General features: G+C 68.2%; 25 protein-coding genes, 1 tRNA gene and 1 riboswitch. Of the genes, 9 read left to right on the forward strand and 17 right to left on the reverse strand.

Annotated elements, in window-relative coordinates; all coding sequences use genetic code 11:
- Nucleotides 1–8 precede the first annotated feature (8 nt).
- Complete coding sequence (locus tag ON22_RS08815; protein ID WP_033245042.1) at nt 9–917, forward strand: hydrogen peroxide-inducible genes activator; 909 nt, start codon at nt 9–11, stop codon at nt 915–917.
- Between the two features lie 174 nt (nt 918–1,091).
- Here ON22_RS08815 and ON22_RS08820 read toward each other — a convergent pair whose 3' ends face one another.
- A complete protein-coding gene (locus ON22_RS08820) occupies nt 1,092–2,420 on the reverse strand; it encodes an MFS transporter (protein WP_043739928.1) in 1,329 nt (442 codons plus the stop codon).
- A 203-nt stretch (nt 2,421–2,623) separates the two neighbouring features.
- Here ON22_RS08820 and ON22_RS08825 point away from each other — a divergent pair, with 203 nt between their 5' ends.
- The gene (locus ON22_RS08825; protein ID WP_033245044.1) at nt 2,624–3,013 is read left to right on the forward strand and encodes a MarR family winged helix-turn-helix transcriptional regulator; all 390 of its coding nucleotides are present in this window, start codon (nt 2,624–2,626) and stop codon (nt 3,011–3,013) included.
- An 80-nt stretch (nt 3,014–3,093) separates the two neighbouring features.
- Here the strand turns inward: ON22_RS08825 and ON22_RS08830 are convergent, their stop codons facing one another.
- Nucleotides 3,094–3,342 carry a hypothetical protein gene (locus ON22_RS08830; RefSeq protein WP_156052337.1) on the reverse strand — a complete coding sequence of 83 codons (249 nt, stop codon included), beginning with the start codon at nt 3,340–3,342 and terminating at the stop codon, nt 3,094–3,096.
- A 187-nt stretch (nt 3,343–3,529) separates the two neighbouring features.
- Here ON22_RS08830 and ON22_RS08835 point away from each other — a divergent pair, with 187 nt between their 5' ends.
- A complete protein-coding gene (locus ON22_RS08835; protein ID WP_033245046.1) occupies nt 3,530–4,153 on the forward strand; it encodes a class I SAM-dependent methyltransferase in 624 nt (207 codons plus the stop codon).
- A 24-nt stretch (nt 4,154–4,177) separates the two neighbouring features.
- Here the strand turns inward: ON22_RS08835 and ON22_RS08840 are convergent, their stop codons facing one another.
- Nucleotides 4,178–5,047 (reverse strand): LysR family transcriptional regulator, encoded by an 870-nt coding sequence (locus ON22_RS08840; protein ID WP_033245399.1) that lies wholly within the window; start codon nt 5,045–5,047, stop codon nt 4,178–4,180.
- 78 nt (nt 5,048–5,125) lie between these two features.
- Between ON22_RS08840 and ON22_RS08845 the strand changes: the two genes are divergently transcribed.
- The 4 genes from ON22_RS08845 to ON22_RS08860 all read left to right on the forward strand — a co-directional run bounded on the left by ON22_RS08845 (nt 5,126) and on the right by ON22_RS08860 (nt 8,938).
- Nucleotides 5,126–6,355 carry an MFS transporter gene (locus tag ON22_RS08845; RefSeq protein ID WP_051157324.1) on the forward strand — a complete coding sequence of 410 codons (1,230 nt, stop codon included), beginning with the start codon at nt 5,126–5,128 and terminating at the stop codon, nt 6,353–6,355.
- A gap of 39 nt (nt 6,356–6,394) precedes the next feature.
- Nucleotides 6,395–7,033 carry an NAD(P)-dependent oxidoreductase gene (locus tag ON22_RS08850; RefSeq protein WP_033245047.1) on the forward strand — a complete coding sequence of 213 codons (639 nt, stop codon included), beginning with the start codon at nt 6,395–6,397 and terminating at the stop codon, nt 7,031–7,033.
- Between the two features lie 137 nt (nt 7,034–7,170).
- The gene (locus tag ON22_RS08855) at nt 7,171–8,076 is read left to right on the forward strand and encodes an SDR family NAD(P)-dependent oxidoreductase (protein WP_033245048.1); all 906 of its coding nucleotides are present in this window, start codon (nt 7,171–7,173) and stop codon (nt 8,074–8,076) included.
- A 235-nt stretch (nt 8,077–8,311) separates the two neighbouring features.
- Complete coding sequence (locus ON22_RS08860; RefSeq protein WP_197039692.1) at nt 8,312–8,938, forward strand: formylglycine-generating enzyme family protein; 627 nt, start codon at nt 8,312–8,314, stop codon at nt 8,936–8,938.
- On the opposite strand, the gene ON22_RS08865 is transcribed toward ON22_RS08860, so the two are convergent.
- Together ON22_RS08865 and ON22_RS08870 are read right to left on the reverse strand one after the other, a co-directional pair.
- On the reverse strand, nt 8,935–9,852 hold the full coding sequence (locus ON22_RS08865) for a DUF5995 family protein (protein WP_051157326.1): 918 nt from the start codon (nt 9,850–9,852) through the stop codon (nt 8,935–8,937). The genes ON22_RS08860 and ON22_RS08865 overlap by 4 nt on opposite strands.
- Before the next feature lie 524 nt (nt 9,853–10,376).
- Complete coding sequence (locus ON22_RS08870) at nt 10,377–10,994, reverse strand: TetR/AcrR family transcriptional regulator (RefSeq protein WP_033245402.1); 618 nt, start codon at nt 10,992–10,994, stop codon at nt 10,377–10,379.
- A gap of 113 nt (nt 10,995–11,107) precedes the next feature.
- Here ON22_RS08870 and ON22_RS08875 point away from each other — a divergent pair, with 113 nt between their 5' ends.
- Complete coding sequence (locus tag ON22_RS08875; protein ID WP_033245050.1) at nt 11,108–11,836, forward strand: nuclear transport factor 2 family protein; 729 nt, start codon at nt 11,108–11,110, stop codon at nt 11,834–11,836.
- A gap of 13 nt (nt 11,837–11,849) precedes the next feature.
- On the opposite strand, the gene ON22_RS08880 is transcribed toward ON22_RS08875, so the two are convergent.
- The 3 genes from ON22_RS08880 to ON22_RS08890 are packed head-to-tail and all read right to left on the reverse strand — an operon-like array spanning nt 11,850 to nt 14,683.
- Nucleotides 11,850–12,860, reverse strand: coding sequence for an ABC transporter substrate-binding protein (locus ON22_RS08880; RefSeq protein ID WP_033245051.1), 1,011 nt, complete (start codon nt 12,858–12,860; stop codon nt 11,850–11,852).
- Nucleotides 12,861–13,631 carry an ABC transporter ATP-binding protein gene (locus ON22_RS08885; RefSeq protein WP_033245052.1) on the reverse strand — a complete coding sequence of 257 codons (771 nt, stop codon included), beginning with the start codon at nt 13,629–13,631 and terminating at the stop codon, nt 12,861–12,863.
- Nucleotides 13,631–14,683, reverse strand: a complete 1,053-nt coding sequence (locus ON22_RS08890) for a FecCD family ABC transporter permease (protein WP_033245053.1) — start codon at nt 14,681–14,683, stop codon at nt 13,631–13,633. Before ON22_RS08890 ends, ON22_RS08885 begins: the two co-directional genes overlap by 1 nt.
- Before the next feature lie 110 nt (nt 14,684–14,793).
- A riboswitch (cobalamin riboswitch) is annotated at nt 14,794–15,008 on the reverse strand.
- A 154-nt stretch (nt 15,009–15,162) separates the two neighbouring features.
- On the opposite strand from ON22_RS08890, the gene ON22_RS08895 reads away from it, so the two are divergent.
- Nucleotides 15,163–15,239 (forward strand) — tRNA-Met (locus ON22_RS08895).
- 143 nt (nt 15,240–15,382) lie between these two features.
- On the opposite strand, the gene ON22_RS08900 is transcribed toward ON22_RS08895, so the two are convergent.
- The 9 genes from ON22_RS08900 to sucB form a co-directional block, all read right to left on the reverse strand.
- Nucleotides 15,383–17,011, reverse strand: a complete 1,629-nt coding sequence (locus tag ON22_RS08900) for a SulP family inorganic anion transporter (RefSeq protein WP_033245403.1) — start codon at nt 17,009–17,011, stop codon at nt 15,383–15,385.
- Nucleotides 17,012–17,013: 2 nt separating this feature from the next.
- Nucleotides 17,014–18,888 carry a phosphoenolpyruvate carboxykinase (GTP) gene (locus ON22_RS08905; RefSeq protein WP_051157341.1) on the reverse strand — a complete coding sequence of 625 codons (1,875 nt, stop codon included), beginning with the start codon at nt 18,886–18,888 and terminating at the stop codon, nt 17,014–17,016.
- 108 nt (nt 18,889–18,996) lie between these two features.
- Nucleotides 18,997–19,329, reverse strand: a complete 333-nt coding sequence (locus ON22_RS08910; protein ID WP_033245054.1) for an ArsR/SmtB family transcription factor — start codon at nt 19,327–19,329, stop codon at nt 18,997–18,999.
- Between the two features lie 165 nt (nt 19,330–19,494).
- Nucleotides 19,495–19,782: a putative quinol monooxygenase gene (locus ON22_RS08915; RefSeq protein WP_033245055.1), complete on the reverse strand. Its 288-nt coding sequence runs from the start codon at nt 19,780–19,782 to the stop codon at nt 19,495–19,497.
- Between the two features lie 147 nt (nt 19,783–19,929).
- Nucleotides 19,930–20,952: a lipoyl synthase gene (gene lipA / locus ON22_RS08920; protein ID WP_033245056.1), complete on the reverse strand. Its 1,023-nt coding sequence runs from the start codon at nt 20,950–20,952 to the stop codon at nt 19,930–19,932.
- Nucleotides 20,949–21,722 carry a lipoyl(octanoyl) transferase LipB gene (gene lipB, locus ON22_RS08925; protein ID WP_033245404.1) on the reverse strand — a complete coding sequence of 258 codons (774 nt, stop codon included), beginning with the start codon at nt 21,720–21,722 and terminating at the stop codon, nt 20,949–20,951. The genes lipA and lipB overlap by 4 nt, the downstream gene beginning before the upstream one ends.
- 2 nt (nt 21,723–21,724) lie before the next feature.
- On the reverse strand, nt 21,725–22,252 hold the full coding sequence (locus ON22_RS08930; protein WP_231508637.1) for a GNAT family N-acetyltransferase: 528 nt from the start codon (nt 22,250–22,252) through the stop codon (nt 21,725–21,727).
- Complete coding sequence (locus ON22_RS08935; RefSeq protein WP_033245057.1) at nt 22,249–23,139, reverse strand: TIGR01777 family oxidoreductase; 891 nt, start codon at nt 23,137–23,139, stop codon at nt 22,249–22,251. Before ON22_RS08935 ends, ON22_RS08930 begins: the two co-directional genes overlap by 4 nt.
- A 10-nt stretch (nt 23,140–23,149) precedes the next feature.
- A partial coding sequence (sucB, locus tag ON22_RS08940; RefSeq protein ID WP_043739931.1) for a 2-oxoglutarate dehydrogenase, E2 component, dihydrolipoamide succinyltransferase occupies nt 23,150–24,392 on the reverse strand: 1,243 nt, incomplete at its 5' end.

A 24,392-nucleotide genomic window follows, 5' to 3' on the forward strand; every position in this document is an offset into this window, starting at 1 on the left:
TGATAGGCATGTCCGATCAGTCTTATCAGCCAACCCTCTCGCAGCTGCGTGCCTTCGTCGCCGTGGCCGAACACCGCCATTTCGGTGCGGCCGCCACGAGCCTCGATGTGAGCCAACCCACGCTCTCGCAGGCCCTGGCCGCGCTGGAAAACGGTCTCGGACTGCAGCTGATCGAACGCAGCACCCGGCGGGTCCTGGTCACCGAAGCCGGTCGGCGACTGCTACCGCAGGCAATCGCCACACTGGACGCGGCCGACCGATTCCTGTCCGCCGCGAACGGCGATACGCTCGGTGGCGTCCTGCGGATGGGCATCATTCCGACGGTCGCACCGTATCTGCTGCCCGCATTACTGCCGACTCTGCGCCGCCGGCTGCCCGCACTGACACCACGGATCGTCGAGGACAGAACGGCCCGCCTCCTCGACGAGTTGCGCGCCGGCAGCCTGGACGTCGCGGTGCTCGCTCTCCCCGCCGATGTCCCCGGTGTAGTGGAGATACCGCTGTACACGGAGGACTTCGTCGTGGTGGTGCCGGCGGGGCACGAGCTGGCGGGTCGCACCGATCTCGCCCCGGCAGCGCTGGACACGCTGCCGATCCTGCTCCTCGACGAGGGCCACTGCCTGCGCGCTCAGACCCTGGAATTGTGCCGTTCCGCGGAGATCCGTCCGGGCGCGGCGGGGGATACCCGGGCGGCATCACTGTCGACGGTGGTGCAATGCGTGGCGGGCGGGCTCGGGGTGACCCTGATCCCGGAGATGGCGGTGGCGGCCGAAACCGGCCGCGGTGCCCTGGAAATCGTGCGGTTCGCCGCGCCCGCCCCCGGCCGCACTCTGGGCTTGGTGTACCGCGCGTCCACCGCCCGTGCCGACGATTACGCCTATCTCGCCGAGATCATCCGCACCCAGCGGCCGGCCTGAGAAACCGGCGTGCATGATGCTCGACCGGAATATTCGCCGGATTCGGCAGCACGGCCGTGGTGTCGGTGCCCGGAGGGCTGCGGGACCGGCCGGGTGAACGTCCCTGCCCGCAACCCGGATCGGGTTGCGGGCAGGGGTGATCCGGAGCGGCGGACGGATCACGGTGGCAAGTACTTACGCGATGGCAGGGACCGCCTGTTTACGGTTGAGCACCGCCGCGACCGAAGCCACCAGGCCGACCACCGCGACCGCGGTGACCAGGTACAGTCCCGGCCGGTACCCGGCGATACCGTCGCCGGTGGCACCGCTGATCAGGCCGGTCGCGATGGCCAGCACCACCGCGCCGCCGATCTGGAACGAGGTCTGCACCAGGCCGGAGGCCAGGCCCTGTTCGTGGTCGGCGATACCTTCGGTGGCCTGCACCATCACAGCCGAGAAGCCCAGCGCGAAGCCGAGTCCCAGCAGGAGGAACGCGGGTAGGTAGTCGAGCGCGTAGACCGGGTCGGGGTTGCCGCCGCGGGTCAGGAACCAGGCGTAGCCGGCTACGAAGGAGGTGAGCGCGGCGAGGATCATCGGGGTGGTGCCGAAGCGGTCGATCAGCTTACCCGCGAGCGGTGAGAGAACGGCCACGATGAGGCCGGTCGGTGCCATGGCGAGCGCCATTTGCAGCGGTTCCCAGTGCAGTGTGTTCTGCAGGTACAGCGAGACGATGGTCTGGAAGCTGAGGTAGGAGCCGAAGATCGCCAGGGCGGCCAGGTTCGCGCGCACGATCGACTTCACCTTGAAGATGCTCAGGCGCACCAGCGGGTGACCGACCCGGTTCTCGACCACGAAGAAGCTGCCGAGCAGGCCGACTGCCAGGATGGTGGTGGCGATGACGGTGGCGGTGAAACCCGTCTCCGGGGCTGTGACGATGGTGTAGATCGCGGCGAGGGTTCCGCCGGTGAGCAGTGCGGCGCCGGCGAAATCGATCCGGCCCTCTTCTTTTTCGGTATTGCGCGGCACCACGAGGTAGGCCGCGAGCAGGACCCCGGCGACCACGACGACCGGCAGGTAGAAGGTCAGCCGCCAGTCGATGCCGGTGAGCAGGCCGGACACGATGAGCCCGGAGGCGTATCCGGTGGCGCCGAAGATCGCGAAGATCGACAGGGCGCGGTTGCGGTCGGGACCCTCCTTGAACGTGGTGGTGATGATCGATAGCGCGGCCGGGGCGGTGAACGCGGCGGCGACACCCTTGACGATCCGGGTGGCGATCAGCAGCCAGCCCTCGTCCACGAGCCCACCCACCAGTGAGGCGATACCGAAGACGACCAGGGCGGTCAGGAAAACCTGCCGGCGGCCGAGGAGATCGGCGGCGCGACCGCCGAGGAGCAGCAGGCCGCCGTAGCCGAGGATGTAGCCGTTCACGATCCACTGCAGTGCGGAGGTGTCGAGGCCCAGTTCCTGGCCGATGGAGGGGAGCGCGACGCCGACCATGGAGACGTCGAGGGCATCGAGGAACATGGCGAGGCCGGCGACCAGCAGGATCGCCCACAGATGGGGGCTCCAGCGGCCGGGGGTGGACGCGGGGGATAGTCTCTGCCGGGGTGAGGTTCTGCGGCGAGGTTGCAGTCAGGGGCACGACGGCAAACTTAGATGCCCGTACATTAAATGTCAACGCATGTAATGCGAGGGCATATAATGACTTGACATGATAATCTCGGGTTATGTACCACGACACCGACAAAGATGTCTGCGCGAAGTGGTCCGATACGCTCCGCCTGTACCACGGCACATCCTGCGAGCTGGAGAACGCGCTGCAGGCACGGCATGAGCTCGGGCTCAGCGAGTTCGAACTCCTGCAGGTCCTCGGCGGACGCTGCGGCGCGGAGAAGACCGAAAAGGTCAAGATGAAGGACATCGAAGCGGAGATGTACCTCAGCCAGAGCGCCCTCTCACGCACCGTGACGCGACTCGAGAAGGCAGGTCTGCTGGAGCGCGCCGCCTGCGATTTCGACCGGCGCGCCAACTTCCTGAAACTCACCCCGGCAGGCCGGGCGCGGCTCGACGACGCCAAACCGACCCACCTGGAAGTACTGCGCAAGCATCTGGACTGACCGCGCAGAGGCCCGATCTCGTCCGTGCGCCGTGCTCGTCGGCCGCGAACCGGTTCGAGTTGTGCGCCCGGGGTGCGCTGTTACCAGCGAAAGGCCTCGGGTCGTTTTGTTGCCTCGGCGCGGATCTTGTCCAGATCGGTCGCGAACATCTTGGTATGACCACAGGTCAGGCAGGTGACGGCCGAGAGCCGGGACAGCGGCTTTCCCCACAGCTGACGCCCCGCGGGGTGGATTCCGACGTGGTATTGGCTCACCACGGAGAGGTTGCCGACCTGCCGGCCGCCGCACAGTTCACACGGTGGCAGGCCCACTGGATTCGGGGAAGTCATACCGCCCACACTTATCACAGGCGGCGGCGCCGAAGCCGGGCCCGGCAGCACCGAATACGGTGCGCTGTCCTGAATCCGCCACTCCGCCGTGGTCTGCCGGCCGCCGCGGCCGACCGGGGGTGTCCGGCGGGCCGTACCGTGTGGTGACGGTGATCTACCGCCGAGCCCGAGCCGAGGAGGAAACCCGATGAACGCCCATACCCCCGAAGGGCGCGTTCCGAGTAAATGGGAGGAGCTCGTTGCCGCCGACCCGCAGCATTCGCAGTGGTATGTGCAGCGATTCCGCGACCTGGTCGCCGAAGGCCAGGATATTTTCGGGGAGGCACGGCTGATCGACGCGATGCTCGGCCGCCGGGGCCGGATACTCGATGCGGGCTGCGGCCCCGGCCGGCTGGGCGGGTTCCTGCACAATGCCGGGCATGCGGTGGTGGGTGTGGATGTGGATCCGGTGTTGATCGCCGCTGCCGAAGCCGACTATCCCGGCCCGGACTGGCTCGTCGGCGACCTCGCCGAACTCGATCTCCCGGCGCGCGGTGTCCCCGCCGATTTCGATGTGATCGTCTGCGCGGGCAATGTGGTGACGTTCCTGGCACCGGCGACCCACCCCGCCGTGCTCGCCGGTTTCGCGCGGCATCTGGCGCCGGACGGCCGCCTGGTCGTCGGCTTCGGTGCGGGCCGCGATTACGACTTCGCGCAGTTCCGTGCGGATGCCGCCGAGCAGGGCTTCCACGAAGACCTGCTGCTCTCGACCTGGGATCTGCGCCCGTTCACCGGCGAATCGGATTTCCTGGTGGCCGTACTGTCGCGTTAGCGCGGGACCTCCGGATTCGGAAATCTACGACGTGTGCAGCGCCGAAAGGTAGGCCGCGGCAGCCGGACCGGGTTTCCGCGGGCCCCACACCACGTACTCGACCCGGCGCGGCGGGTTCCGCAGGGTGACGGTCCGCAGATCCGGAAAGGCCGCCACGATGGACTCGGGTAGCAGGCCGATACACAGGTTGCGCCGGATCAGTTCGACGAAATAGTCCACCGCGACCACTTCGAACGCCACTTCACGGTGCACCCCGGCGGCGGTGAAGGCCTGATCGGCCTGTGCCCGCCCGGGTGAACCGGCGGGGAAGTCGACGAACAGTTCCGCGCTCAACCGTTCCGTGTCGATGTCGCGTTCCCCGGCCAACGGGTGGGTGGGGTAGACCACGGCGACCAGCTCGCCGCGGGCGAGTTCGCGCGCTGTGACACCACGCGGTTCGGTACCGTCCGGAAGGCCGAGGAAGGCGATATCCAGTCGACCCTGGCGGACATCGTCCACCAGGTGGTTGCTCATCCCCACCTGCAGGCTGATCTGCACCCGGGGATGGCGGGTGCGGAAATCTCGCAGGGTCCCCAGTAGATCGACGGCGCCGACACTGGGGATCGCGCCGATGGCGAGGCGACCGCGGATCTCACCGGATACCGCGGTGACCTCGGCACGCGCTCGTTCGGCGGCTTCCACGGCCTGCCGGGCCGCGGGCAGGAACGCCACGCCTGCCGGGGTGAGTTCGACGCGGCGGCTGGTGCGTTCGAAGAGTTTCGCGCCCAGTTCCCTTTCGAGGCGCGCGATCTGGTGACTCAGTGCCGACTGCACCACCAGGCATTGCCGGGCCGCCCGGGTGAAATTCTTCGTCTCCGCCACCGCGATGACATACCGCATCTGCTGCAGTTCCATCGAATCATCGTGAATCACGATTGTTTCTCTGACAAACATGTGTTGGACTCATTGATCGCGAGGCCGCAGGGTTGAGTCATGAGCATGACGACAGCGGCCCGGCCGCAGCCAGGAGTCGACCCGTCCGAAGCCCGCGGCCTGTCCCGCGGACTGCTGCTGCTGATGTCGGTGGCGACCGGCCTGATCGTGGCGGGAAACTATTTTGCACAACCCCTGCTGGATGCCATCCGCGGCGACTTCGGACTGAGTACCGGTACCGCGGCGCTGATCGTCACGGCCGCCCAGGCGGGTTATGCGCTCGGCCTGTTCCTGCTGCTGCCGCTGGCCGATCTCTTCGAGCGGCGGCGTCTCGCGGTGACACTCTTCGGCGCCACAGCGTTCTTCCTGCTGGTCTGCGGTGCCGCCGGCAACGGGGTGGTGCTGCTGGCCGCGACCGCGCTGGCCGCCTTCACCTCGGTCTCGGCGCAGGTACTGGTGACCTTCGCCGTGGCGCTGAGCACGCCCGAGCGGCGTGGGCGGGTGGTCGGCACCGTGATGAGCGGTCTACTGGTCGGCGGCCTGCTGGCCCGGACCGTCGCGGGGCTGCTGAGCGAAGTCGGTGGCTGGCGCACCGTCTACTGGTTCGGTGCGGCCGCCCTGGCAGTGGTGGCTGTCGCGCTGTGGCGGTCGCTGCCCGCGGTGCATGCACCGGTGGGGATGTCGTATCCGGCGCTGGTGCGGTCCACGGCGGGGCTGCTGCGCACGAATTCCGTACTGCGCCGGCGGGCCGGGCTGGGCGCATTGTCGATGGCATCGTTCACGCTGTTCTGGACCGGTGTGACCTTCCTGCTGGCCGGCCCGGGCTATCAGTGGTCCGAGGCCACGATCGGGTTGTTCGGGCTGGTCGGGATCGCCGGCACCGTCGCGACGCCCCTCTCGGGGCGCCTGGCCGACCGTGGGCAGGTGCACCGGGTCGCGGGCGCCGGCGCGGCCCTGCTGGTGGTGGCCTGGATCGTGCTCGCGGCCGGCGTGAGTTCCCTGCCCGCCCTGATCGCCGGTGCGATCGTGCTCACCGTGGGCCAGCAGGCGCTGCTCAACAGCAACCAGAACGTGCTGTACGCGCTCGCTCCCGAACTCCGCAACCGGCTGAATTCCGCCTTCATGACGACCTTCTTCCTCGGCGGGGCGACCGGATCGGCGCTCACCGCCGTCGCGTGGGACCGGGCCGGATGGATCGGTGTCGGTGTCGCCGGGGGTGTGCTGGCGACCGCCACGGTGCTGCTGTGGGCCGCCGACCGGACGCTCGACCGGACCACCCGAGCACAGTAACCACCGTTCGCGTAACCGCTCTTCAGTGAAGGAAAACCTATGCGTATCACCATTTTCGGGGCAGCCGGACAGGCCGGCAGCCGGACGGTCACCGAAGCGCTGGACCGCGGCCACCGGGTCACCGCGGTACTGCGCAGCCCGGAGCGGGCACAGGAGATACCGCGCGCCGCGGAGGTCCGGATCGGCGATGCCACGGGCCCCGAGGACGTCGTCGATCTCGCCGACGGCCAGGACCTCGTGATCAGCGCGACCCGTCCGGCCCCGGGCCGGGAAAGCGAGCTGATCACCACCGCCGCCAACCTCACGGCCGCCACCGCGCGCACCGGGACGCGACTACTGCTCGTGGGCGGTGCGGCCACCCTGACCGTGCCCGGTACCGGTGGGGTTACGGTGATGGACGAGCCGGGATTCCCCGAATCCCTGCGCCCTATCGGTCGCGCCTGCGCCGATCAGCTCGCGGTGTGCCGCGCTGCCACCCGCACCGACTGGACCTATCTGAGCCCGCCCGCGCAATTGCATACCGGCGCCCGCACCGGGCGTTATCGACTGGGCCGGGACGCACTGGTGGTCGATCGGCACGGGCGGTCGGCACTGTCCTACGCCGACCTCGCGGTGGTACTGCTCGACGAAGCCGAACGATCCGCACACCGCGGCATGCGGTTCACCGCCGCCTACTGATTCTTCCGTGGAGCGGATTCGGAGCGAAGCCGGCGCGTCCTGGCCCGGGAGCGATTGCCCGATCGCGCAATGGGCGGCGGTGCCGGGGGATACGCCCTATTCTGGGAATACGATCCGGCCGAGGTCGAGGGGCGCTGATGTCGACAATGGTGATGACCGGCGGCACGTCGGGCTTCGGGGCTATTACGGTCGGCCGCCTCCGGTGTTCGGGCGATACCCGGTTGCTACTGGGGGCGCGGGGGATGCAGGAGCCGGCCGGGTCGCTACCGCTGGATCTGACCGAACTCGAATCCACGCGGGCGTTCGCACACGCTGTCCGTGACGAACTGGCCGGTGTCCCGATCGACGCGTTGATCCTGAATGCCGGTCTGGTCCGCGCCGATACCGACCGCCGGACCGCCGACGGATTCGAAACGACCTTCGCGGTCAATCACCTGGCGCACTACCTGATCCTGCGCCTACTGCTACCCGCTCTCGCCGACACAGCGACGGTGGTCCTGACGACCAGCGGCACCCACGACCCTGCCACCGGCGCCGGGCTCACTCCGCCCCGGCACGCCGACGCAGCACTGCTGGCCCATCCCGACCGCGATCCGGAACTGGATCACCGTCCGCGGAAAGCCGGTGAACACGCCTACACCGCGTCGAAGCTGTGCGCCGTGCTCACCGCGCGGGCGTTATCGGAACAGGAACCGGCACCGGATAAGAAAATCACCGCAATCGCCTACTGCCCGGGCCAGGTCTTCGGGACGGGCCTCGCCAGGGAGCTGCCGTTGCACCTGCGGGCGGCGTGGTCGCTGATGGGGTCGCCGGTGCTGAGCGAGGCGGCCCGCCGGTTCGATCGCACCCTCAACACCCGGCAGGACGCCGCGAACTCCCTGGCGGACCTGGCGTCGGGGGTCACCCGCCCACCGGCCGGGCGGATCTACGCCGCGCTGCGCGGCGGGCAGCTCACCTGGCCGGATCCGTCGGCGGCGTGCAGCGCGGAAGCCGCGCGGAAACTGTGGTGCGACAGCGCCGAACTGGTGGGGCTACCGGCGTGAACTGAGCACAGTCGGCGGTCGCCGATCAGGCGTCGCGCCGGGTGCCCTGCGGTTGCCCCGACGATCGATGGCCCGCTCCGGGACACCTGGTGCGGCGGCCGGCGCCTGCCGCCGGAATCGGTGAGCAGCCGGGTACCTCTGATGAGTGCCTGAACCGCTGACCGTGCCGGATCGGGCCGGTGTCCCGGCCCGGTCTCGCTGCTGGTAGACACTGCGGGTGGGTACAGGAATGCAGCTGGTGGATATTCGGCCCGGCCGCGTGGAACTGGCGGATCGCCGGACGGAACGGCGCTGGTGGGTGGAGGTCGCGGCGTACCGGATCGCGGCGCTACCGGTGACCCGGGCGCAGTATGCGGCGATCATCGGCGGCGTGGACGCCGACGGGGTGCCGGTCGACAGTGTGTCCTGGGAGGACGCGGTGTCATTCTGTAATCGCCTGTCCGAGCGGGAAGGCCTGACCCCGGTGTACCGCCGGGGCGGCGAGAACACGGAAACCGTGGCCTCGGCCGACGGGTATCGCCTGCCCACCGAAGCCGAATGGGAATACGCCTGCCGGGCGGGGACCACCGGCCCCCGCTACGGTGAACTCGACGAAATCGCCTGGTATCGCGGGAATTCCGGCGGCACCGCACATCCCGCCGGCCGGAAACGGCCCAACGCGTGGGGTTTGTACGACATGATCGGCAATGTCTGGGAATGGTGCTGGGATATCTACGATCCCGCCGTCTACGGCGAATACCGGGTGCTGCGCGGTGGCGGCTGGTTCGACGAACACTGGAGTTGCCGGGCGTCGGTGCGGCGGCGCAGCCATCCGACACTGCGCCTCGACGACGTCGGCTTCCGGGTCGCCCGCTCGGTCTAGAGTGCGCCGCGCGCGGCGAGTACCTCGAACGCGGTGTCGGCGCTACGCCACAGGATATCGATCTCCGCCCGCACCGACGGTGCGGCGGCCGGATCCTGCAGGGCCAGACCGTTACCGAAGATCACCACATTGGCGCCCGCATCGGCCAATCGCAGCAGCGGATCGGTGGCCACATCCGCGCCGAGGACGGCGTCGAGACCCTCACCAATGAAATAGAACCGCCACAGTGGGCCCAGGTCGGCGCCGTAGACGGCTTTCGTCAGATCGACGATGAGGAAACCGTGCCGGGCGATCGCGTCGACGATGGTGAAATGGTCGCGCGCCTGGACCGGTGTCGCCCGCGTCGCGGCAACGGAATAGGCCAGATCGACGGTGAGATGGGCGTTGTAGCCCGCCATCGCGACCCGTGCGGCGGACAGTTCACACTGCCGGGTGAGCGCGAAATAGTGGGCCCACTGCGGCTCGGCCGGTGCGCCGGTGAACTCGGCGTGCAGGTTGCGCAGAAACCGGGCCAGCAGATCGAGGCTGACGCGATGCGCCCACTCGGGGTCGTCGAACGCGCGGGGGTTGCGCTGCAACGGCATGACGGCGGCCTGCTCCACGGCATCGAGTCCCAGGGCCAGCAGGCCTCGCCGGTCCCGATGCGCCACCAGGATTTCGGTGATCCGCCGATGCTGTTCCACTGCACGTTCGAGCCGGGCCAGGGATGGGCCGGTGTTCTCGTCGAGCAGTTCGGAAGTCTCGGAGAGTTCGACGATCTCGGCCACGGCGGCCGGGGCCAGCGGTGCACCGCAGGCGCTGTCGGCGACGACGGCCTCGGCACGTGGCGGGACGATCAGGGCGATCACTGCGACTACGAGCACCACTACGGTGATGCCGAGATATTTCCGTTCGCCGGGCCCTACGCCGGGCATGCTCGACCACCTTCCCTCGACGGAAAACAACCGGGGCGTACACGACTACGGTGGAAACGGACTCGCTGACCGGCCGGAAAGCCTGTCGGGCGCGGCTACAGATTAGCCGCGGACTCCGGCCGGACCGTTGCCCGCCACGCGGTACGCCGGTTTCCCGGTCGACCGGCTGATTCAGCCGGAGGCAGAGGTCGTAGCCGGCGTGCTCCCATCCGGGCTGACAGCTCGGGCGCGGCGCGGGGCGATGGTGCTCACCGCCGGCCGGTCGGCGTCGTTCGGCGGGTGCGGTCGGCGATATGAGCCGGTCGCAGTCGCGCTCGCGTACACGACCAGGTGGTCGCCGGGACCAGTTCGGATCCGGTCGACCCGGGAACTGCGGTCAGGGTCGTGACGAATCGGCAGGTCTCGTCGGATCGCGTGCTCGAAGGTCGGCAGCCCCGGTGACTGGCGCGACCGCCCCGGCCCGGTGTGCCGCCGGCGGCCTGCGCGGCGGGCCTGTCGAGAATCCGGATATCGCGGCGCCGACGCTAGGTGGTTGTTCGGGCGAGGGCGAGGACGATCTCGGTGGCCGCGTCGACCAAGCGGTCGCGTGACACCGGGAGCCGGCCGTCGATCCAGTCGACGTAGAGCGCGACCAGTGCGCCGCTGAGTGCGGTCGCGCTGATGATCAGGGCTTCTTCGCTGTCGGGCAGGAGTGCGTTCACCTCGCCGCCCAGCGCGGGGAGCACCGTGCGGAGGAAGACCGGGAGCCGGTCGGCGCTGTGCCGGCGCAGGGTGTCGTCGGTGAGCGGTTCGCGCAACAGCACCCGGGCCCGGCGCGGGTCCTCTTCGAAGTAGGCGGCGCAGATCTCCAGCGCCGAACGGACCGTGGCGTGCATATCCGCCGCCTCTGCGGTGGCGCCGAGGCGGGCCAGGAGTTCGGTTTCCAGGCGGTCGTAGACGGCGGTGAGCAGCGCTGTGCGGTCGGTGAAGCTCTCGTAGAAATAGCGAGGACTCAGGTTCGCCAGGCGCGTGACCGCCCGCATGGTGACCGCCGCCGGCCCGTCGGTGCCCAGCAGGTCGAATCCGACGTCCACGAGTTGTTCGCGGCGCTGCGCGGATCTGTCGTCCAGGGTCCGGCCGCGCCACAGCTTGGGTGCGCTCATCGGTTCATCCTCGCATCGACCGCCGCCATTGACATCGAGTGATTCAACATGAATCATACGATTCACGTTGCTACCGGGTGCGGCCGGCCCGCGTCCGTCGAAAGGTTGCCGCTGTGTTCAGTGAGGAAACGTTCCAGCAGACTCTGCGCCGCCCCCGCCTCGCCCGGCCCGCTCCCGAATTCCTGGACGGTAATCGCGCGGTACCGATCCGTGTGATCCCCGAACCCGAGCTGCAGGCCACTACAGAGGAGTGGTTCGTCCAGTTCGACCGGAAACTCGAGTACTACGGCAAACTCGGTCTCGACCTGTCCTGGCTGATGGAGTGGGCGAAGAAATACTGGTGGAGTTTCCTGGCCCGGGATATGAGCCTCAACCACGAGCTGTACGCGCCGGATATCCGCTACACCGATGTCACCACCTTCGGCCGCACCATCGCCGGTATCGACGAATTCGTGAAGTACAACTTCGCCTTTTTCGACGCCATCCCGGACTGGCGCTACGATCCGCTGCCCGACCAGGTCTATCTCGATGTCATGCCCGACGAGAAGGTCCGGGTCGTCATCCGCTACATAGGCAGCGGCCACTGGGACGGCCCGCTGCGGCTCTACCCTTACGACGAGAGCGCTCCCGTGCTGTACGGCACCGGCCGTTTCATCCAGTGCCCGGCCGTGGACCGCTACCACTTCAACGCCGACGGACTCATGGAGGAAGGCGAAACCCTCTACGACGCCTTCGATGTCACGCAGCGCGGCGGGATCCTCCCACGCGACGACAGCTGGCAGTTCAAGGCCCTGATGTCGGCGTCGAAGATCCCGGCGCTGCTGCAACGGTTCGGATTGTAGCGAGCGGGAGCCGCTAGTAACCTTTCGACCGCAGGAAATCCGCCACGGTGACAACGGTTTGCGGGTTGCGTGGCCCCTCCACCAGCGCGGCGTAGGGCAAGGCGAGGATATTGTTCTCGCGGACGGCCGTGGTACCCGCCATCAGCGGGTGCGTGCGGAGCTGCTCGATCTTGGCCTGCACCGAATTCTCCGGACCCGCACCGTAGTCCACGATCAGGATCACCTGCGGATCCCGTTGCGCTGCCGCCTCCCACGACGCACTGGTCCAGGAATCGTCGATATCGTCGAAGATATTGCTGCCGCCCGCCTCGCGGATGATCTGCGACGGCGCTGCGGTCCGGCCGGAGGTGAACGGTTCGGGAGTTGCGCTGTCGAACAGGAACACCCGGGCCGGTTCTCGCCCGGTGGGGGCGCTGTCGGCGGCCTTCGCGACCTGGTCCCGATACTGTGCGATGAGCTGATCGGCCTTCGCGCGCACACCGAAGATATCCCCGAGATCGGCCAGATCCGTGTAGAGCGCATCGAGCGGTTCCATCACGCCGCGGCGATCAGAACCAGGTTGCCGGCACGCCTCGGTCAACTGGTACGGCACCGCACCGATCGAACGCACCCACTCCGGGGTGAGGCCGGTGGACTCCTTGAATCCGTAGTTCCACCCGGCGAAGACGAAATCGGGATCGGCCGCCTGGACGACCTCGCGGGTGAACGCGTAGCCGAGCAGCGGTGTGCGGTCGAACTCGGCCTGCCACGGCGAGGAGGCGATATCGCGTTCCTTCCCGAGATAACTGCTGTGGCCTACCAGCCGGTCGGCCAAACCGAGCGCGAACATCATCTCGGTGATACCGGTGTCGTTGGTGACGACCCGCTCAGGGATTCCGTGGACCGTCAGCGGCGCACCGCAATTGGTGACCGTCACCGGCTTGCCGGTGACAGCCTGCGCGGGTTGCTGCACTTCGGCGCCACACGCCGTCGAAACGACCGCGGCCGCGACGGCCAGTGCCACGAGCAAGCGGGGAGACCTCATCTAACAGTCCTTCTCGTCGAAGATGATCTGCGGAACACCCAGCCGGGGATGGGTGACGATATGACCGCCGATCGAGAACCAGCGGGCGATCACATCAGCGGTGATCACCTCGTGCGGCGTGCCCGAGCAGGCGATCCGGCCGCCGTGCAGTACGAAGAGCCGATCGCAGTACTGGGCAGCCAGATTCAGGTCGTGCAGGGCTGCGACCACCGTGATCCCCAGATCTCGCGCTGCGGACAGGACACCGTACTGGTGGTGTACATCGAGGTGATTGGTCGGTTCGTCCAATACCAGCACCCGCGGCTGCTGGGCCAGGGCCCGGGCGATCAGGACGCGCTGGCGTTCCCCGCCCGACAGCGACAGGAAACCGCGGTCGGCGAGATGTGCGATATCGGCCGTCGCCATCGCCGCCGCACAGATCTCGGCATCGCGCCGGTGGGTCCCGCGCAGCAGCGCAGTATGCGGTAGCCGACCGGTGGCGACGACCTCGGCGGCGGTGAAATCGAACGGTGTGGTGGTGTCCTGGGTCAGCGCCGCCACGCGCCGGGCGTTCGCGCGCATCCCGATTGCCGCGATATCGGTGTCCTGCACCAGGACTCGTCCCGAGCTGGGCGATACGGCGCGATACAGACAACGCAGCAGAGTGGATTTACCGCTGCCGTTCGGGCCGACGATGCCGACGAACTGCCCGGCTTCGGCCGCCAGTGTCACCGCCTCGAGGATCGTCGTACCGCCGAGCTCCACGGTGACATCGTCGTAATCGATACGCATCAGCCGCCTCCGCTCATGGCGCCGCGGCGCCGCATCAGCAGAACGAATACGGGCACACCCACCGCCGCCGTGACGGCTCCCAGCGGTAACTCCTGCGGCGGCAGGAGAATACGGGCCACGAGATCGGCGGTCACCAGGAACACCGCGCCCAGCAGCGGGGTCACCAGGATCAGCCGCCGATGGTCCGCGCCGACCAGCAGCCTGGCGACGTGCGGCACCACCAGGCCGACGAAACCGATGGCCCCACAGACCGCGACGAAACACCCCGTCATCGCGGCGGAGACCACGAACAACAGCAGGCGGAACCGGGAGGCATTCAGGCCGAGAGCGGCGCTGATCTCATCGCCCATCGACAAGGCGTTCAGCTGCCGGGCGAACGCCGCGACGATCGCCAGCCCCACCACGGCAACGGTGACCACCAGCGGAACCATCTGCCAGCCCGCTCCGGCCAGACTGCCGAGCAACCAGAACATCACCGAACGGGCGGCGTCACCGTGCGGTGCCATGAACACCAGCACTGTTGTCGTCGCGGAAAAGCCGTAGCCCACGGCGGTGCCGGTGAGCACCAGCCGCAACGGCACCAGCCCGGTGCTCGACCGGGCCATCAGGTAGACGAGGACGGTGGCGCCGAGCGCGCCGGCGAACGCCGCAGACGACAGTGCGTAGACCCCCAGCGCACCGAAGGCGCCGAAAAGTACGACCGCGGTGGCGCCCACCGACGCACCCGACGAAATACCCAGCACATACGGATCGGCGAGGGCATTGCGCACCATGGCCTGAACCAGCAACCCGACGGCACCGAGGCCCGCGCCGACGGCGGCGGCCAGCACGACCCGCGGCAAGCGCGAGTCCACAACGATCCGGTACTCGGCGATATCCGCCGCCACGACGACACCGCCGGTCAGTTCGGCCCACAGGAAACCGACCGTGGCCCGCCAGGGGATATGCACCGCGCCGAGCATCAACGCGAGAACGGAGACGACCACCAGCGCCACGGTGAGACCGGCGATCAACGCCGTCACCGGCAGTCGCCGGATCCCGTGTGTGCTCATCGAATCGGAGCCGGTCGTCCGATCCCGATGTCGATATGCGCAGACGTGCGCATGCCACGAAAACCCATCACTGGTCAACCGTTCCCTCGGAGTCGACACCGGACCACGCCGTCGGCGAGGCCGCGCGGGCAGGTCTTCGGACTCGTGAACGTGATACCGGACTCCGGTATCGCCTACTGGCGGTCGCTTCCCGGGCGCGAGGCCCAGTGCTGATGACCGCGGTCGTTTTCACATACCGCTGCGGGGCAGCTCCGGATTCCCACCGGATTCCCTCTTGCGAACCGCCCGTCGTAGACGGGCGGTAACCAACGCGCGGTCACGGTAACACCCCCGATTTCCGGGCCGGACATTCCGGGCGGGAATGTGCATCACCTCACTCGGGTGGACGCTTCAGTGGCCGATTCCCGGGGCATGTCAGGCAGGAGTCCGGAGCGCGTTTTGGTCCCGCGGCCTCTCGTGCGCTACGGTTACCGATGCAACGCGGGGTGGAGCAGTTCGGTAGCTCGCTGGGCTCATAACCCAGAGGTCGCAGGTTCAAATCCTGTCCCCGCTACCAACGAGCCGGGCCCGAACGATTTTCAATCGTTCGGGCCCGGCTCATTTTCGGAAATGATCCGTATTCGCCTCGATATGAGCGCTGTCCATCGGTCGCCCGATCATCGCACTCTCCCGGTTCCGAATCCCTTCTGCTGGAGTCGGTCAGGCGCGAGCCGGGGTGGGGAAGTGGCCACGGGCATAGGCGATGGCATCGTCGGTGTGGGTGAACTGGTGATCAGCAACAGGGAGGGCGTCCAGGGCGGTCAGCCGGCGGCGGTGGTCGGCACGCAGTCCCGATATGAGCACCGTGACGTCGCGGTGCCGGAGTTTGGTGATCGCGTCTTTCAGCACCAGGGCCCCGGTGGTGTCGAGGGCGGTGATGTGGGACATGCGCAGGATGACGACGTGGACATCGGAGACCTCGGTGAGTTCGAGCAGGAAGCGGTGCGCGGCCGGGAAGAACAGCGGGCCGTCGATGCGGTAGGCGACGATGTGGTCGCGGAGCAGATCGCGTTCCTCGGCCAGGTGGTCGCCCTCGTCGAGAGGTACCTGATGCAGGCGGGCTTCTTTCGCTACCGCGCGCAGTGCGAGCAGGACCGCGATCCCGACGCCGACAGCGACAGCGGTGACGAGGTCGAATGCAACCGTGGCGGCGAAGGTGACAACCATGATCGCGGTATCCCCGCGGGAAGCGCGGGCGATCGCCGCCACGGACGCGGTTTCGACCATGCGCACAGTAGTGGCCAGCAGCACACCGGCGAGCGCGGCGAGCGGGATATCGGCGACCAGCGGTGCGGCGAGGTAGAGCAGTGCGGCCAGCACGACAGCATGAGTGAGCGCGGCGAGCCGGGTACCTGCTCCGGAGCGGACATTGACCGCGGTGCGGGCGATCGCTCCGGTGGCGGGTACGCCGCCGAACAAGGGCGCGGCGATATTGGCCAAGCCCTGGCCGAACAGTTCGCGGTCGGGATTGTGGCGGCTGCCCACCGACATCGAGTCCGCGGCGGTGGCCGACAGTAGTGATTCCAGCGCGGCGAGCGCGGCCACGGCCAGCGCGGGAGCGATCAGCGAGCCGAGGCGGCCGGGATCGAAGAATTCGAAGGAAGGGGCAGGTAGCCCGGCGGGCAGCGAACCGATGCGAGCGAGGTCCAGCCCGGCGAGTTCGGCGACGGCGGTGGCGAGCGCGACGGCCACGAGCGCGAACGGAAGTTTGGGCAGGTAACGGCCGCCGATCAGAACTGCCACGGCGACCAGCACAGCGGTGACCGGCGGGGCCGGGGCGGGGTGATCGAGGTAGCGGTCGAGTGAATCGAACGCCAGCCGCCACATCTTTTCGCCCTCGGCGTCGGCGATGCCGAGGGCCGAGGGGAATTGCTGCAATGCGATGACCACGGCGATACCGGCGGTGAATCCTTCGATTACCGGGGCAGGCATGTAGCGGACTGCGCGACCGACTCCGGCCACGGCGAGAACAACCAGGATGACACCGGCCATCAGCCCGACGGCGAGGACACCGGGGCCGCCGTGTTCGGCCACAATCGGCAGCAGTACCACCGTCATTGCGCCGGTGGGACCGGAGACCTGGAACCGGGAGCCGCCGAACACCGCGGCGGTGACGCCCGCGATGATCGCGGTCGCCAAGCCCGCCGCGGCGCCCAGCCCGGAGCTGATCCCGAAACCGAGCGCCAATGGCAGCGCCACCAGTGCGACGATGACGCCGGCGAGCAGGTCCGGGCCGGGGCGGCGCAGTGCAGGCGCCCAGTCTGCGCGGGTGGGCAGCAGCGGGCGCAGGATCACGACGCCCCGGTGGTGGTGCCGGCAGGGCGGGCCGGGGTGTGGGCGAGGCGGTTCTTCAGCGCGGCGAGCTGGTCACACAGTTGTGTGGGCAGGGTGTCGGAGCCGATACCGGTGTACCAGTCTTCGATCGAGGCGATCTCGCCGGTCCATTCGTCGTGGCGTACCTCGAGCGCGGCGTACGTTCGGCGCTTGTCCTCGTCGGAAAATCCGGACAGGTCCAGCGAGCTCGGCACCGGGACGTAGCCGACCGCGGTGGAATCCGCTGCCGCGGTGCCCTCGATCCGCTCGAGCGCCCATTTCAGCACGCGCACGTTGTCGCCGAATCCGGGCCACAGGAACTGTCCGTTTGCGTCGCGGCGAAACCAGTTGACCTGGAAGATCTTCGGAAGACAGGCCGGGTCAGCCCGGTTGCCGAGGCGCAACCAGTGGGCGAAGTAGTCACCGACGTGATAGCCCAGGAACGGCAGCATCGCCATCGGATCCCGGCGCACCACACCGACCCGGCCCGCGGCGGCGGCGGTGGTTTCCGAGGACAGCACCGAGGCAGTGAACACCCCGTGGGTCCAGTCGAAGGATTCGGCGATCAACGGGATCGTGGTGGCGCGGCGGCCGCCGAAGAAGATCGCCGACAGCGGCACCCCGGCGGGGTCGTTCCATTCCGGGGCCACCGACGGGCACTGCTCGATCGGGGTGCAATACCGTGAGTTCGGGTGCGCCGCCGGGCCGGTCGCGGTGCCGGGTTTCCAGTCGTTACCGCGCCAATCGGTCAGATGCGCGGGCGGGGTTTCGGTGAGCCCTTCCCACCACACATCACCGTCATCGGTGAGCGCGGTATTGGTGAAGATCGAGTTGCCCTGCTCGATGGTGGCGATCGCGTGGGGGTTGGTCTTCATACCGGTACCCGGGGCGACACCGAAGAACCCGGCTTCCGGGTTCACCGCATACAGCCGGCCGTCGGGGCCGAAGCGCAGCCAAGCGATATCGTCGCCGACGGTTTCGGCTTTCCATCCCGCCAGCGCCGGCTCGAGCATGGCCAGGTTGGTTTTGCCGCAGGACGACGGGAACGCCGCTGCCACATAATGGGTGCGGCCCTGTGGGGAAGTGAGTTTGAGGATCAGCATGTGCTCGGCCAGCCACCCCTCGTCGCGGGCCAGGACCGAGGCGATCCGCAGGGCGAAACACTTCTTGCCGAGCAGGGCGTTACCGCCGTAGCCGGAGCCGTAGCTCCAGACGGTGCGGGATTCCGGGAAATGCGCAATGTATTTCGTGTGGTCACACGGCCACGCCACATCGGGTTGCCCCGGGCTCAGCGGTGCGCCCACCGAGTGCAGGCATTCGACGAATTCTGTGTCCTCGCCGAGCCGACTCCACACGGGGGCTCCGGAGCGAGTCATGATCTGCATCGATACCGCCACGTACTCCGAATCGGTGATCTGCACACCGTATTTCGGATCATCGGCATCGAGCGGGCCCATGCAGAACGCGATCACATACATGGTGCGTCCGGCCATCGCGCCCCGATAGTGCTCGGTCATCACGGTGCGCATATCGACCGGATCCACCCAGTTGTTCGTCGGCCCCGCATCCCGTTTGTCGTGCGAGCAGATGAATGTGCGGTCTTCGACCCGTGCCACGTCCTCGGGATCGGAGACACACCAGAACGAGTTCGGTTTCCCCGCCAATGCCACGAAAGTGCCCTTCGCGACCAGCCGAGTGGTCAGGCGATCCCATTCGGCGCGGGACCCGTCGCACCACACCACGTTCGCCGGCGTCGTCAGATCGGTGACCTCGGCCACCCAATCCAGGATCCGCGGATGACCGGTGGGCGCGGCCGTCGCCTCCGCTCCGGTCACGTGATCGGTCTCCACCATCGTCTCCTCCATCAACAACTAGATGACTATGTAGGAAAATATGCAAATAGCGGGCGGGTTCATGCTCTTGCAGCCGCCGGGGACGCACGCCGGTCGGCGAGGTATCCGTCAGGCGGGCTGCTCCTCCAGTGCCTCCGCCTGCCCTGCCACGACACCGGTCAAAATGGCGCGCGCCGCGGTCAGCAGCTGCGCCACCTGCGGTGAGGTGATCTCGTAGATCACCGACAGGCCCTCGCGACGGCTGGTGATCAACCCGGCTCGTCGCAGCACGGCCAGCTGCTGGGACAGATTCGCCGGCTCGATATCGATATCGTCCAGCATCTCCGATACGGCATGCTCGCGCTGACTGAGCAATTCCAGCACCCGGATCCGGACCGGATGACCCAACGTCTTGAAGAACTCGGCCTTCATCTGATACAGGGGTCTACTCGAACCCGGCATGGATTCCGCCTCTCGTCGATACACCCACCGCAAACGGGCACGCTACTTGCATAGGTTAGCAAGCAGGAAATACGGTCGCGCCGACTGGGTGGCGATCGAGGCGCCAACTCTCGCCCTGACCCCCGTCGGGCATCCCGGCCCTTCACCCTGATGGTGGACCTGGAGTCAGGTCAGCGAACGGATTCCGGCGATATCGTATTCGGCCACCGCCGCACCGATTATCGCCGCACTCTGCTCGGCACCGGTGCCGGAGCCACGGAACGCCTCCACCGAATCCTGGGATTCCCAGCGTTCGAGGATGTTTATGCGCCCGGGTTCGTAGAGGTCGGCGCTGATCGCGAAATCGAGACAGCCCGGTGCGGACCGGGCCTGCCCGACCACATCGGCACAGCCGGCGAGATAAGCGTCGCGAGCTTCCGGTGCGACGAGAAGATATCCGGCGACGATGACCATGCGTGCACTCCTGTTCGGTCGGTTCACCGATAGAGACCGATTCGCACCGCTCGAATCATCGGTGTCGTCCGGAAGGCAGGGGAGGTCGGGCTCGGTCCGGCAGACGATCCCGCCGGACCCCCGGAGCGTGCGCGACTGCGGCAGGGCTCAGGCCCGCGACCCGAACCGTTCCAGGACGGCACTGGCTTCCTGGGAGGCGGTGCCGCCATCGGCGAGATGCGCCATGGCTTCCGGGATGGTGCGGCCGTGATGAGCCATGGCCTGGGCGTAGAGCCGACCGGCGCGGTAGGAGGAGCGGACCAGCGGGCCCGCCATCACACCGGCGAAACCGATCTCCTCGGCGACCTTCGAATGCTCCACGAACTCTTCGGGTTTCACCCAGCGATCCACCGGGTGATGCCGCGGGGAGGGGCGCAGGTACTGGGTGATGGTGAGGATATCGCAGCCGGCTTCGTGCAGGTCGCGCATGGCCTGGGTGACTTCCTCCGGGGTCTCGCCCATACCGAGGATCAGGTTGGACTTGGTGACCAGGCCTTCGGCGCGGGCCGCGGTGAGTACCGCGAGCGAGCGTTCGTAGCGGAACGCCGGCCGGATCCGTTTGAACACGCGGGGCACGGTTTCCAGGTTGTGCGCCAGTACCTCCGGACGCGCAGAGAACACCTCGGCGAGCTGATCCGGTTTCGCGTTGAAATCCGGGATCAGCAGTTCCACACCGGTGTTCGGGTTGAGCTTCTTGATGGCGCGCACGGTTTCGGCGTACAGCCAGGCACCGCCGTCGTCGAGATCGTCGCGGGCGACACCGGTGATGGTGGAGTAGCGCAAACCCATGGCCTGCACGCTTTCCGCGACCCGGCGCGGTTCGTCGCGGTCCAGCGGGGACGGTTTACCGGTGTCGATCTGGCAGAAATCGCAGCGCCGGGTGCACTGTTCGCCGCCGATGAGGAAGGTGGCCTCGCGGTCCTCCCAGCATTCGAAGATATTGGGGCACCCCGCTTCCTCGCAGACGGTGTGCAGGCCCTCCCGTTTCACCAGGCCCTTGAGCTCGGTGTATTCGGGACCCATGGTGGCGCGGGTGCGGATCCAGCCGGGTTTGCGTTCGATCGGGGTCTCGGCGTTACGGGCCTCGATGCGCAGCAGTTTACGGCCGGCGGGGGCTTGGGCGGAGGTCATGCGGTGGGACCTTTCGAATCGCATGCCGCGGTGGCAGCGGCGGGCTCCGCGGCGGCCGGGGTGGGGGCCTGCGGAATATCGTGTTCGGTAACCGGAAGCTCACCGTTGAGCGCGGCCGGTATCGCTGCGGCCAGCCGCGGCCGGACCTCGGCGACGGTGACCGTACGGCCGAGTTCCTGGCTGAGGCTGGTGGAACCCACATCGCGGATACCGCAGGCAATGATGGCGCCGAACGCGCCGAGATCGGGATCGCAGTTCAGCGAGATCCCGTGCAGGGTGACCCCGCGCTGCACCCGGATCCCGATGGAGGCGATCTTGCGTTCGGGCAACAGACCGGACGCGGCGAGCCATACGCCGGAACGTCCGGGTACCCGCCCGCATTCCACACCGAGATCGGTGACCGCCTGGATCAGCGCCTGCTCCAGCCGCCGGACGTAATCGACCACATCGATCGGCTCGGCGAGCCGGATGATGGGGTAACCCACCAGCTGTCCGGGCCCGTGCCAGGTGATCTTGCCGCCGCGGTCGACATCGATCACCGGGCTGCCGTCGGTGGGGTGGTCGGCTTCCTCGGTGCGGCGGCCCGCGGTGTAGACCGACGGGTGTTCCAGCAGCAACAGAGTGTCGGTGCCGCGGCCGTCGGCGCGCTCGGCGGCGAGTTCACGTTGCAGATCCCAGGCCTGCTGATACTCGATGAGCCCCAGGTCGCGCACGTCGACGGGGGTGCTGTCGTAGCGTGCCGACCGGGTTGCGGTACGGGTGTTGTTCACGATCACGACGTTACGCTCATCTCCAGTGTGAGCTGCATCAGTGTCAGATCCATCCAGCGGCCGAATTTGCGGCCCACTTCGGGCAGCTCGCCTACCGTGCGGAAACCGAACCGTTCGTGCAGCGCGATGGAGGCGGTGTTACGGGATTCGATCACCGCGATCATGGCGTGGATATCGCCACCGGCCCGGGCGCGCTCGATCAGTTCGGCCAGCAGGGCCGCGCCGATACCGCGCCGCTGGAAGTGGTCGGCGATGTAGATGGAGTTCTCGGCGGTGTGCCGGTACCCGGATTTGGGCCGCCACGGGCCGTAGCTGGCGTAACCGGCGAGTTCACCGTCGATCTCGGCCACCACGATCGGCCGGCCGTGCGCGGTGCGGTTGTCGAACCAGGCCTGCCGGTCGGCCAGATCGACGGGTTCGTCGTCCCAGATGGCGGTGGTTTCGGCGATCGCCCGGTTGTGGATCTCCAGGATCGCGGGCAGATCACCGATCCGCGCATCGCGGACCAGGGTGGCGGTGGCGGGGTTCACCGGCCCACCGCGGCGGTGAGTGCCGCGCCGACCGTGGGGTGGCGGAACTCGTAACCGGTCGCCTCGAGCACGCCGGGCAGCGCGCGGGGACTGTGCAGGATCGCCTCGTCGGCGAATTCGCCGACTGCCAGTTTCAAGGCGAAACCCGGGACCAGCAGCGGGGTCGGACGGTGCAGGGCCCGGCCCAGGGCGCGGGTGAATTCGGCATTGGTGACCGGTGCGGGACCTACCGCGTTGAGCGGGCCGCTGACCGACGCGGTGGTGAGCGCGTGCCGGATAGCGCCGATCTCGTCGTCGAGGGAGATCCACGGCTGATACTGCCGGCCGTTGCCGAGCCGGCCGCCCAGACCGAACAGGAACAGGGCCTTCAGCTGCGGCAGCATCCCACCGGCGCCGGCGAGTACGACTCCGCTGCGCAGCAATACGGTGCGGGCGCCGGCCTCGGTGGCCGCGTGGGTGGCGGCCTCCCAGTCGACGCACAGGGTGGGCAGGAAACCGGTACCGGGCGCGCCGCTTTCGTCGACCGCGCGGGCACCGGTGTCACCGTAGTAGTGCACACCGCTGGCGTTCACCAGTGTCGGCACCCCGGCCCGCGCGACGGCTGTCGCCAGCACATCGGTGGGGGTGATACGGCTGTCGCGGAGTTCCTGTTTGTACGCACCGGACCAGCGTTTACCGCCGATCCCGGCGCCGCACAGGTTCACCACCGCGTCCGCGCCGTCGAAAACGGCCGGGTCGAGTTCGCCGCGCGCGGGATCCCAGCGGCGTTCGTCGGGCGCGGCGGCCGGGCGCCGGACCAGCCGGAGTACCTGCTCCCCGTCGCGGCGTAGTGCCGCGACGAGAGCAGTGCCGATCAGTCCGGACGAACCGGCCACCACAACCAGCATCTACGTGACCTTACAGGCCGAGATCGGCCTCGAACGCCGCCTCTTCGAGGCGGTGCCGGATGGTGGTGAGGAACCGTCCGGCGTCCGCGCCGTCGATCAGGCGGTGATCGTAGGTCAGCGGCAGGTAGCACATCGAGCGGACGCCGATGAATTCGCTACCGGAATCGTCGGTGACCACGGTGGGCCGCTTGACGATCGCGCCGGTGCCCAGCATGCCCGCCTGCTGCGGCATCAGGATCGGCGTATCGAACAGGGCGCCCTGGCTGCCGATATTGGTGATGGTGAAGGTGCCACCGGCCAGCTCGTCCGGCTTCAGGCCACCCGTGCGGGCCCGGTTGGCGATATCGGCGATAGCGCGCGCCAGCCCGGCCAGCGAGAGATCGCTGGCATTGTGGATCACCGGCGAGAGCAGGCCCTGCTCGGTGTCCACGGCGATCCCGAGATGCACCGACGCGTGGTAGGTGATCTCCTTGCTGTTCGCGTCGTAGCTGGCATTGATGTTCGGGTGGGCCCCGAGCGCCTCCACCACGGCCTTCGCGAAGAACGGCAGGAAGGTCAGGTTCACGCCCTCGCGCTTGGCGAACTCGGCCTTGGCCTTGGACCGCAGCGTCGCGATCTTGGTGACATCGGCCTCGTGCACCTGGGTGAGCTGCGCGGTGGTCTGCAGCGACTCCAGGGTCTTGGTCGCGGTGATCTGCCGGATCCGGTTGGCCTTCTGCGTGGTACCACGCAGCGCCGCCAGCGCGGGGCTGGGAGCGGGCGCGGCCGGAGCCTTCGCCGCAGGAGCGGCGGCCGGTGCCGCGGCCGGGGCGGCGGGTGCCTTCTTGGCCTCGGCGGCGGCGAGCACATCCTGCTTACGGATCCGCCCGCCGACACCGGAACCGGTGACGGTGGACAGGTCGACGCCGTTCTCCTCGGCCAGTTTGCGGACCAGCGGGGTCACGTACGGGGTGGCGCCGTTACCGGACGACGCGGGAGCCTGCGCTGCGGGTGCAGGAGCGGGCGCCGGGGCAGGTGCCGGTGCGGGAGCAGGGGCTGGCGCGGCAGCGGCGGGGGCCGGTGCAGGTTCGGGCGCCGGGGCCGGGGCAGGAGCGGGCGCCGGTGCGGGAGCGGGCTCGGGGGCAGAGCTCGCCGCGGGTGCGCCGGAGCCGATCACACCGAGCTGACCGCCGACCTCCACCACATCGTCTTCGTTCGCGGTGATCTCGAGCAGGGTGCCCGCCACGGGCGAAGGGATCTCGGTATCGACCTTG

This window comes from Nocardia carnea NBRC 14403 (assembly GCF_000308515.1).
GTDB classification, from domain to species: domain Bacteria; phylum Actinomycetota; class Actinomycetes; order Mycobacteriales; family Mycobacteriaceae; genus Nocardia; species Nocardia carnea.